Below are 10,122 nucleotides of genomic sequence, written 5' to 3'. Positions count from 1 at the left end.
CCTGCAGGGTCGACCACAGCGGCAGGGTGATCAGCGAGGCGCCGAGCCCGACCGCGCGGGCGGCGAGCAGCAGGTTCTGCACCGCGGGATAGATCGAGCCGTAGTGGCTGCTGGCGGCGATCGGCGGCATCGGCACCAGGGGGAGGTGCGGGCCGCCGCGCAGGCAGCAGACCACCAGCACCGGGATCTCCTCGAAGTGCTCGACCTGCCACCGCACCGAGCGCAGGATCCGGGCGGTCTGGGGGTCGCCGCCGCGCAGCCTCTCGCCGAGGCCGCCGTAGAGCCTCCAGGCGCGCCGGTACTGGGCGCCGAAGGCGGCCTTCACCTCGCGGTCGCGGATCACGACGAAGCCCCAGTTCTGGCTGTTCGACCCGGTCGGCGCCTCCACCGCCAGCTCCAGGCAGCGGCGCACCACGGCGTCGTCGACGGGGTCGGGCAGCACCCGGCGCACCGCACGCTGGGTCGCCATCGCGAGCTCGAGGGGCATCTGCAACCGGCGCTGGATCTCCTCGGGGTCGGCGGTCGGCGTCCGCGGACCGCTCTCGTCCTCGGTCATGGTCGACTCCCAGAAAGGCGCGCTCAGGCGCGGGCGGTCACGGCCAGGAGGCGCCGCCAGAACAGCAGCATCGAGGCGCGGCAGACCCGCTGCCAGGCGCGGCGCCGGCGCACCTCCTCGGCGGGGAGGAGGCCCTCGACGGAGTAGCGCTCCTTCCCGGAGAGCTCGGCCACCACGGCGAGGGCCTCGGCGGCGGCGTCACGCACCGGCCGCGGTCCCGGCGGTGCCGAGCCATCGCGGTGGAGCACGGTGGTGGTGTCGGCGGGGAGCGCGGAGGCCAGCCTGCGGGCGAATGCGGCGTCGGTGTCCGAGGGCCGTCGACGCACCCCGAAGGCGAGGCCGAGAAGCCGCATCCGCTGCCGCAGCGCGCCGTCGCCGTGGGCGCCGGCGAGCCAGCGCCACCCCACCACCGCCAGCGCCGCCAGGGCCAGGGCGGTCACCACCAGCGCCACCAGCCCGCGGGGGGCGCCGCCGGCGGGGGTGACCTCCGCCCCCTGAGGAGGCTCGGCCTGGGTGCGCAGTCGCGGCGCCGGCAGCGGCGTCGCGGTGGTGGTGAGCGGGCCGGTGGTGCCGCTGGGCGCCGCCGGGTTGCCGCGCGGGAAGGTGTCGAACTGGCCGCCCACCGAGCTCGGCGGGGTCGGCTCGAAGGGGATCCATCCGTTGTGGGGGAAGTAGGCCTCGACCCAGTTGTGGGCGTCGGTGGTGGTCACCCGGTGGTCGACGGTTCGGGTGCTGGCGTTGGCGTTGCTGTCGTCCTCGGTGCCGCCGCCATAGCCACCCACGACCCGGGCGGGGATGCCGAGCGACCGCAGCATCGTCGCCATCGAGGAGGCGAAGTACTGGCAGTAGCCCTGGTGGCTGGTGAGCAGGAACCAGGTGATCGGCCAGGTGCCGTCGGGCGGGCGCGGCGGGGTGAGGGTGTAGGTGAAGTCCGGCGAGCGCAGGTGGCTCTCGATCGCGGTCGCGATGTCGTAGGGGTTGGTCAGGCCGCGGGTCCACTCCCGCGCCCTCGCCTGGATCGCGAGCTTCTGGGTGGTGTCGGCGGGGTCCCGGGTGAGCAGCTGGGTGAACTGCAGCACCCAGGCCGGGTAGTCGATGCCGGCGCCGCGCAGCTCGGACTCGGTGGCGGTGGGCTGCAGCCCCACGGTGTCGAGGCTGTCGATCCCCGGGCGCAGCGGCACCCGGTCGACGGTCAGCAGACCGCCGCCGGCCGAGCCGGTGGGGTGGGCGCAGCTCGCGGCGCTCCCAGCCGGCACCTTCCCGGCGCTCAGCACCGACTGCGGCTCGCCGGGGAAGAGGGCGTCGGCCTGGGCCGCCGCGGCCGCCGGGTCGAGCATGATCTTCACCCGCAGCCGCCGCTCCCGGGTGCCCACGGCGCCGGCGGCGGGCCCGGCGTCGAGGGGGACGCTGCCCCCCGCACCCAGGGGGAGGCGGGCCAGCGGCGGCTTGCAGTAGTACCAGTTCCCCCGGTCGAAGACGGTGTCGTTGACCACCCGCAGGTAGACGGACTCCGAGTTGTCGGAGGTGTAGCTGAGCACCGGCCGGGGGACGGCCACCAGGGCGCCCCCGGGCTGGGTGTCGGCGGAGAACTGGATCGGGGCCTGCTGCTCGGCGGTGCCGCCGCCGCGGAGCCCGCCCTGGCCGCCGCCGCGGCCGCCCTGGCCGCTGCCCACGTCGAAGATCCGCCCGGAGATGTCGACGTTGGTGAGCGGCGGCACCACCAGGGCGAGGAGCAGCACCAGGCCGGAGGCGGCGGCGCCGGTGCGGCCGAAGCTCTTCCCCGTCCCCGGCAGGGCGATGATCCGGCGCCGCCGCCAGCCGCTCTCGAGGTGGGCGAGGTGGGTGCGGGTCACCACCAGCAGCGACAGCCCGACCGTACAGGCCTCGGGGACGAGCACGTGCTCGAGGCTGGGGGCGTTGAGGGCGTTGACGGCCAGCACCGCGTAGACCGGGAGCACGGCGAGCACGCCACGCTGCTCGCGCACCGCCACCCATCCGGTCCAGAACCCCACCAGCCACAGCGCGCCGCAGAGGCCGACGAGGAAGGTCCAGTCGTCCGACTGGAAGAGCCCGGCGGCGAGCGCGCCCGCGTAGCGGAGCACCGCGTGCTGGAGGCCGGCGCCGCCGTCGGCGGGCATCGACCCCAGGGTGAGCAGCACGATGACGATGAGCCCGAGCAGGGGCGCCGCGATCGCGGCGACGACCCGGCCGACCAGCGACCGGGCGATCAGCACCGCCTCGGCGGTGGCCACCACCGCGGCGGCGAGGGTGACCCCGGTGCCGTCCACCCAGTCGGCCACCATCACCGCCCAGGTGGTGGCCGCCACCAGGGCGATCACCAGCACCGCGGCGGCGGTGCGGCCGCGATGGGTCGCGGGCAGCGGCCGGCTCGCCACCCCCTGGGCGACCATGGCTACAGGGCGGCGGCGCGGGAGCGGCGCCCGGCGTCGAGGTCGTCTCCCCGGCGCACCAGCCACCAGTCCAGCGCGAGCCGCCAGGCGGAGAGCACCCGGATCGGCGGCCCGGCGGCGCCGAAGGAGGTGGGCTCGACCACGACCGCGAGGTGACGCACGCCCCGCGTGCCCACCTCGAGCAGCGCCTCGATCCACTCCTGGTCGCGCCGCGAGGTGATCACCACGATGCCGCCACGGCCGCGCCAGCCCTCGCCGTGGCGGCGCACCGTCTCGGCGAGACCGGTGCCGCCGTCGTCCTCGGCGGTGGCGAGGTAGTCGAGCAGGCGGAGCCGCTGGGCCTCGCCGCGGCCGGCGCCGATGGCGGTGTGGCGGGCGTCGTTGGTGACCAGGCCGACCGCCTGGCCGCGGCGGAGCCCGGCATGGCAGATCGAGGCCGCCAGCGAGATCGCGTACTCCACCGACGCCTCCGGCGCGACCCCGGCGGAGTGGCCCCGCTCGAGGTCGAGCACCACCAGCAGGTCGGAGCTCTGCCGGGTGTCGTAGACCCGGCTCATCAGCCGGCCGGCGCGTGCGGTCGAGGGCCAGTGGATGCGCCCCATGCCGTCGGCGGCGTCGTACTCGCGCACCGCCGCGACCTCCGGGGGCATGTCGACGGGGCGCCCGCGGCGGACGTCGCCCCCGCTCCCCCCGGCGCTCAGCGGGCCGATCTCGCCGACCGCGTGGATCGCCGGATAGACGGTGACCGCGGACCCGGGGGCCACCCGCACGGTGCGGGGGAAGAGGCCGAAGGGGTCGCCAAGGCGCACCTGGACAGGACCGAACGCGTAGACGCCGCGGCGGGCGAACACCCCACGGGTGTTCCAGGTGACGGTGCTGCCGCCGTTGAGCGAGAGCGCCCTGCTGGACAGGTAGCCGGGCAGGGAGGTGGCGTCGCGCACCTCGCAGTAGGCGATCGGGAGCAGGCCGCGGTTGGTCACGGTGAAGCGCTCGCTGAAGGGCTCGCCGACCATGAAGACCCCGGAGGGCGACTCCCGGGTCACCGTCACCCGCCGCGCCACCGCCCGCGACCAGGCGAAGGCGACCAGCAGCATGAAGACGAGCACGTACGCGAGGGTGTACGCGAGCCGCACCCCGGTGATCCCCGCGAAGAAGGCGAGCACCGCGATGCAGCCGATCAGCGGGGCCCGGCCGCTCATGTTCTCAGGGGGGGCGTCCCCCCCCTCGCTGCGGCGGCGGAGCCAGCCTCGCTCACCCCGCCCCGTCCGATGAGCGAGCTCATGGTCACGCGAACCGCCGGTCCGCGAGCGGGACCGACTCGCTGTCGAGCACCTCGGCGAGCACCGAGGCCGCGGTCAGCCCGCGGAGCTCGGCGTTGGGCCGCACGATGATCCGGTGGGTGAGCACCGAGGGCGCCAGCTCCTTGATGTCGTCGGGGAGCACGTAGTCGCGGCCGGCGGCGGCGGCGCGCGCCTGGGCGGCGTGGAGCAGGCCCAGGCTGCCGCGGGGGGAGGCGCCCAGGACCACGTCGGGGTGGGACCGGGTGCGCTGCACCATCCGCACCGTGTACTCCTTGAGCCGCGCGTCGCAGTGGACGCCGCTGATCGCCGACTGGCAGGCGAGGATCTCCTCGGTGGTGGCCACCGGGGTGAGCGCCTCGAGCGGTGAGGCCAGCTGGAAGCGGTCGAGCATCGCCACCTCCTCCTCGAGCGAGAGGTAGCCGATGCTCACCTTGACGAGGAAGCGGTCGACCTGGGCCTCGGGGAGGGGGAAGGTGCCGCCGAGCTCGATCGGGTTCTGGGTGGCGAGCACGATGAAGGGCTCGGGGAGGCGGTGGGAGACCCCGTCGACGGTGACCTGCCCCTCCTCCATCGCCTCCAGCAGGCTGGACTGGGTCTTCGGGGTGGCCCGGTTGATCTCGTCGGCGAGCAGCACCTGGGCGAAGACCGGCCCGCGCCGGAACTCGAAGGTGGTGGTCTTCGGGTTGAAGACGTTCACCCCGGTGATGTCGCCGGGGAGCAGGTCGGGGGTGAACTGGACCCTTTCGAACAGGCAGCCGAGGGAGCGGGCGAGCGCCTTGGCGAGCATCGTCTTGCCCACCCCGGGGACGTCCTCGATGAGGACGTGGCCACGGCAGAGGAGCGCGATCACGCACTGCTCGACCTCCGCCTCCTTGCCGACGATGACCGTGCCGACGCTCTCCACCAGGCGCCGGACCACCTGCCGGACGGATCCCACCACCACGAGCCTCCTGCGCTGCCGGTCGGGCCGCCCATCTCCCGCCAGGCTCCGGCTGAGTATATGCGGGCAAGCCGCGAGGTCCGGTCAACGGAATCACGTGCCCGAAAAACCACACGGGCACCCCTTTGAGGTTGTATACACGCACCTCATGAGGGCCGGGCGGGCGGTTCTTGCTTCCGACCACCTGCTCCTCCCTCGACGCCCTCCGGGGCGCCCCGCGGCGGCACTGAGGACCGCGTCCACCAATGTATGGGAACGGGAGGCCGATGATCGAGAAGCCCGAGGACATCCTCACCACCGGGGAGGCGGCCGTTCTGTGCGGTGTCTCCAGGTCGACACTCCGCCGCGCGGTCGGCCAGGGTCAGATCGTCGCCTGGCACACGCCGGGTCGACACCTGCGCTTCACCCGCGCCGCCTGCCTCGACTTCGCCCGCTCGCTGGGCCGGATCGACCTCGTCGGCCGGGCCTACGAGCCCGGCTCCGGTGACTCCGCGTCGGGCAGCCGGTCCGAGACCGGCGCCGTGGAGACCGCGGCGCGCACCTGAGCCGGGAGCCAGGGGAGCGGCGGCCGGATCGCTGAGGATCCAGTGCCGCCCGCCCCAGGCCGCCCACGTCCAGAGCCCCTACGGGATGCTGGTGGCGATGGTCGCGACCTTGTGGGCCCACTCCGGGTCGGTCGCCCAGAGCACGTTCATGCCCCGCAGCGTCGGCCCGTGGAAGGAGTTGCCCCGCGGGTCGAGGTAGTGGGCGGCCACGTAGCGGGCAACGGTGTCGACGCAGGCGGCGAAGGAGGGGAAGCTCACCGCGTCCTCGTAGGGATGGCTGTCGTCCGCCCCGAAGCCGAGGATGTTGTGCTTGTCCCGCGCGATCTGCGAGGTGCCCCACGCGGACTCGAGGATGCTGTCGGCGACCAGGTAGTTCGCCGAGACGTGGGAGCGGGCCTCGGTCTCGATGTAACTCCGGCCCAGCCCGGCGAGGGCGGTGCCGTGGAGGAACCTCTCGATCCGCTCCGGGGTGAGCCCCGAGGGCCGGGTGAGGTCACTGTCGGCGGTGAAGGTGGGGCCGTCGACGGCGGGATAGATCGTCCCGTGGGCCCGCGCCAGGGCCAGCGCCGCGATCGCCGCCTCGAGGCTGGCGGCGGCGTGGGCGTCGGCGGAGGCGCGGCTGAGCCGGGCCACGTCGGACTGGATCACCACCCGCAGCGCGTCCATCTGCCGCATCTGCAGCGAGGCCTGGTCGCGCCGCGCGGTGGCGTCGGCGAGCAGTGCCTCCGCCTCGCGCCGCTCGGCGGCGGTGCGGGCGACGAGGCCGCGCTCGGCGCTCACCACCCGGCCCACCGAGACCGCGCGGTCGAGCAGGGCGCTGAAGCTGTCGGACGCCACCAGGTAGGCGATGAAGCCCTGCTCGCCGGCGACGTAGCGGCTCCGGACCTGGCGGGCGAGCAGCTCGTGGTCGCTGCGCCAGCGCTGCATCACCTCCTCGTGGCGGGCGCTGTCGCGGGCCACCTCCTCCCCGAGCCGGGTGACGCTGCCCTCGAGGGCGGCCAGCTGGGCCCGCGCCGAGGCCAGGTCGGCGCGCCGGGCGGTGAGCAGGTCGTCGACCTGGCCGGCGCGCTCCCGGGCGGCGCGGAGGTCGGCGCACGGGTCCGAGCCGGGCGCGGGGGCGGCGGCGCCGGCGCCGCGTCCCGGCGGCCTCGCGCCCCCCGGGCCCGAGGCCCCGCCGCCGACCGGGTTCTGCGGGCAGGGGTTCGCCTGCGAGGGCACGGTGGCGGCGTCGCCCGCGCTCAGCGAGAGGGCGAGCAGGGGTACGCAGAGCGCGGTGCCGAGCAGGGTGCGGAGGCGTGGAGCGGAACGCGGGAGCATGATCCTTCCTGGTTGCCGGGGACGATCCCCAGGCCGCGCATGATACGGCCAGAGTTGACCCCAGCCAAGAGGGGTGAGCGGCCGGCCGTCACAGGGCCGTCGCCGGTCCTTCACCGGGATGGCGAGAGGGGCTTCCGAGAATCGGGGGCATGCTCAGCACCCCGACGCGCGCGCTGCCCGTGGCGGCCGCCCGGCTCTCGGCCGTGCTCTCCGACCGGTTCCTTCGGGTTCCGCTCGTCTTCTTCATCGTCGCCCAGCTGCTCGACATCCTCACCACCACGGTGGGGTTGGTGCATGGGCTGGACGAGGCCAACCCGCTGACCGCCGGGGTGATCCACCACCTCGGCATGGCCGGGCTGCTGCTCCAGAAGGTGCCGGTGGTGCTGGCGCTGGTCTGCGGGCTGATGCTCCTGCCGCGACGGGTCGCGGTGGCCTCGGCCTGGGGGTTCACCGTGCTGATGGGCGCGGTGGTGGCCTCGAACCTCAGCCTGGTGCTGGCCGCCCGTCCGCTCTGAGCGTCACCGGCCCCAGGGCTACCGCCTGCGGGCGATCCAGCCGCCGAAGGAGCCGCCGAACAGGGCGAGGAGGTCGCCGCTGATCACGTTGTCCATGCGCATCGGGCCGAGGTCGACGATGTGATGGGCGCCGGAGCTCAGCGAGGAGTGGACGATCGAGGCCTCCTGGCCGAACTGGACGATCACCGACACCAGGATGAAGCCGATGCCCACCACGGTCCCCTGGTAGAGGCCCCAGCGGCCGGCGATGCGGGCGGCGGCGAAGCCGCCGAGGATGACGGCGAGGAAGCTGCCGATGCCGACGATGCCGCCGTCGAGCCTCTCGGTGGGGCCGAAGATGGCGCTGGCGAGGATGAGTCCGCCGTTGGTGACCAGCAGCAGCGCGAGCTCGCCGAGCAGCAGGCCGGCCAGGCAGGCGCGCCACGAGATGTGGTTGCCGGCATCGCTGGCGCCGGGGGCGCCGGCCACCGGGCGGCGCTCGGTGACCGCCGTGGCGGGCGCCGTGGTCGCCCCGGCGGGCCTCGCCTCGTCGCGCCGGCGATTGGCCCGAGACATCGCTTCTCCTCTGTTCGGGCGGGCGTCCCCCGGGGCCGCCGTCGCCTCGCGATGACAGCCATCCCCCCGGCTCGGAGTATAGGCAACGGACCGATGACGGCCGCCGGCGCCTCGGCGGGGCCCGGGTAGGCTCGCCACGATCGTGTCCCCCACCCCGAGCCCTCTCGTCGCCCCCGCGCTCCCGGCGGGCGGGCGGGCACAGCCCGGCCGGGTCCGCAGCGTGGGCCGGCGCCTCGCCGCCCTGCTCGCCGATCCCCGGCGCGCCCTCCTGGCGGCGGCGCTGCTGCTCGCCGGGGTGCCCTGCCTCGACGTGCTCGGCGACCCCGACCTCTGGTGGCACCTGCGCGCCGGGCGCTGGATGCTCGACCACCTCTCCGTCCCCGGCGGCGAGCTCTTCACCTACACCGCCCAGGGCGCGCCCTGGACCCCCCACGAGTGGCTCGCCGAGGTGATCTTCGCCGGCCTCGCCGCCGCCGGCGGGGTGCTCCTCGTCGCCCTGGTGATGGCGGCGGTTGCGTGGACCGGGCTCTGGGCGTGCGCGCTCCGCGCCCGCGACCGGGGGGCGGGCTCGCTCGCCCTCGCCGGCGCGCTGCTGCTCGGCGCCCGTGCGGCCGAGCCGGTGCTCGGCGCCCGTCCCCAGGTGGCGACCTTCGCGCTCACCGCCTGGACCCTGCTGATCGCCGAGCGCCACCTCGCCCGGGGCGGCCGGGTGCGCTGGCTGCTGCCCCCGCTGCTCGCCCTCTGGGCCAACCTCCACGCCGGCTTCCTCGGGGGGATCGCCGTGCTCGGGGCCGTGGTCGCGATCGAGGCGGTGCGGACCCGGCTCCGGCTCGCCGGCGCCGCCCCCGCGGTCCGGGTGCGCCAGCTCGCGATCGCCCTCGGCGTCGCCGCCGCCGCCGCCTGCCTCAATCCCGCCGGCCCGCGGCTCTACGCCTACGCGCTCTCGACCAGCGCGTCGGTGAAGGCCAAGCCGATCGTCGAGTGGATGCCACCCAACCTCCACGACGCCGGGCTGTGGCCCTTCGCCCTGCTCGCCGCCTCCACCGTGCTCCTGGTGGTGCTGGGGCGCCGCATCGACCTCCGCGACCGGCTGCTCGCCGCCGCGGCGGTGCTGGCCGCCTGCCTCGCGGTGCGCAACATCGCCCTGCTCGTCGCCATCGCCCTGCCCGCCTGGACCGCCGCCGCGGAGTCGGCCGCCGGCCTGCTCGCCCGCCGCCTCCGCCGAGGCTCGGCGGTGCCGCGGGCCCGCCGGGTCACCCCCGCCACCGTGATCGCCGGCGCCCTGGTGGTGCTCTGCGGCGGCGTCGGGCTCGGCATCGCGGTGGCCCGGGCGGCGACCGACGCCTCACCCGCGGGGGTGGCCGCCGCCGATCCCGCCTGCGCGGTGGCGGCGTTGCGCGCCGCTCCCGACGGCACTCGCCTCTTCGCCCCGTACGGCACCAGCGGGTACCTGATCCAGGAGCTCTGGCCGCGCACCCGCGTCTACGACTACGGCGAGCTCATCGCCGCCGGCGACCGGGTCTTCGCCGACGACCTGCGCATCGCCGCCGGCGCCACCACCGCCCCCACCGCCCTCGACCTGCTCGACGCCAGCGGGACCACGGCGGTGCTGACCCCAGCCGGCCGCCTCGCCACCCAGCTCGGCGCGCTGCCCGGCTGGCGCCGGGTGCTCGACGACCACGGCATGCAGCTGTTCAGCCGCGGGACCCCGGCCTGGGCGGCGACCGCTCGGGCCTGCTGACGGCTCAGGGCGTGTTCAGCCCCTCGGGCGCGGTGTCGAGGTGGTTGTCGTAGAAGTTCTGCAGCTCGGTGGTGTCCACCCTGTCCATGGGGTCGTAGTAGTCCCAGGCGACCGCTGCGAACTTGGGCGTCATCGACGGCCAGGGGATGACGATCACCTTGGTGTAGGGCTTGAAGCCGGGCTGGCTCTTCACCAGCGCCGCCAGCGCGGGGTCGGGCGCCTGCTTCTTCAGCCAGTCGCG

General features: G+C 75.2%; 10 protein-coding genes. 3 read left to right on the top strand and 7 right to left on the bottom strand.

The window, feature by feature from the left end:
* The 4 genes from VGL20_03940 to VGL20_03925 form a co-directional block, all read right to left on the bottom strand.
* Positions 1-556, bottom strand: a 556-nt coding sequence (locus VGL20_03940; GenBank protein ID HEY2702822.1) for a nitroreductase family protein, incomplete at its 3' end; no start/stop codon positions are given.
* 23 nt (positions 557-579) lie between these two features.
* Complete coding sequence (locus VGL20_03935) at positions 580-2,967, bottom strand: transglutaminase-like domain-containing protein (protein ID HEY2702821.1); 2,388 nt, start codon at positions 2,965-2,967, stop codon at positions 580-582.
* Positions 2,968-2,969: 2 nt separating this feature from the next.
* On the bottom strand, positions 2,970-4,166 hold the full coding sequence (locus tag VGL20_03930; protein HEY2702820.1) for a DUF58 domain-containing protein: 1,197 nt from the start codon (positions 4,164-4,166) through the stop codon (positions 2,970-2,972).
* 85 nt (positions 4,167-4,251) lie between these two features.
* The gene (locus tag VGL20_03925; protein HEY2702819.1) at positions 4,252-5,205 is read right to left on the bottom strand and encodes a MoxR family ATPase; all 954 of its coding nucleotides are present in this window, start codon (positions 5,203-5,205) and stop codon (positions 4,252-4,254) included.
* Between the two features lie 269 nt (positions 5,206-5,474).
* Between VGL20_03925 and VGL20_03920 the strand changes: the two genes are divergently transcribed.
* Entirely contained in the window at positions 5,475-5,753 is a 279-nt protein-coding gene (locus VGL20_03920) for an excisionase family DNA-binding protein (GenBank protein ID HEY2702818.1), read from the top strand.
* Positions 5,754-5,831: 78 nt separating this feature from the next.
* Here VGL20_03920 and VGL20_03915 read toward each other — a convergent pair whose 3' ends face one another.
* On the bottom strand, positions 5,832-7,070 hold the full coding sequence (locus VGL20_03915; GenBank protein ID HEY2702817.1) for a glucosaminidase domain-containing protein: 1,239 nt from the start codon (positions 7,068-7,070) through the stop codon (positions 5,832-5,834).
* A gap of 149 nt (positions 7,071-7,219) precedes the next feature.
* Between VGL20_03915 and VGL20_03910 the strand changes: the two genes are divergently transcribed.
* The gene (locus VGL20_03910; GenBank protein HEY2702816.1) at positions 7,220-7,585 is read left to right on the top strand and encodes a DUF5658 family protein; all 366 of its coding nucleotides are present in this window, start codon (positions 7,220-7,222) and stop codon (positions 7,583-7,585) included.
* 18 nt (positions 7,586-7,603) lie between these two features.
* Here the strand turns inward: VGL20_03910 and VGL20_03905 are convergent, their stop codons facing one another.
* On the bottom strand, positions 7,604-8,140 hold the full coding sequence (locus tag VGL20_03905; protein ID HEY2702815.1) for a YrzE family protein: 537 nt from the start codon (positions 8,138-8,140) through the stop codon (positions 7,604-7,606).
* A gap of 142 nt (positions 8,141-8,282) precedes the next feature.
* On the opposite strand from VGL20_03905, the gene VGL20_03900 reads away from it, so the two are divergent.
* Positions 8,283-9,881, top strand: a complete 1,599-nt coding sequence (locus VGL20_03900; protein HEY2702814.1) for a hypothetical protein — start codon at positions 8,283-8,285, stop codon at positions 9,879-9,881.
* 4 nt (positions 9,882-9,885) lie between these two features.
* On the opposite strand, the gene VGL20_03895 is transcribed toward VGL20_03900, so the two are convergent.
* The coding region (locus VGL20_03895; protein ID HEY2702813.1) for a DUF3105 domain-containing protein at positions 9,886-10,122 on the bottom strand (237 nt) is incomplete at its 5' end.

Source organism: Candidatus Dormiibacterota bacterium (assembly GCA_036495095.1).
Classification (GTDB): domain Bacteria; phylum Chloroflexota; class Dormibacteria; order Aeolococcales; family Aeolococcaceae; genus CF-96.
The sequence above is the reverse complement of the archived record's forward strand: the minus strand, read 5'-3'. Positions and strand labels throughout refer to the sequence as shown.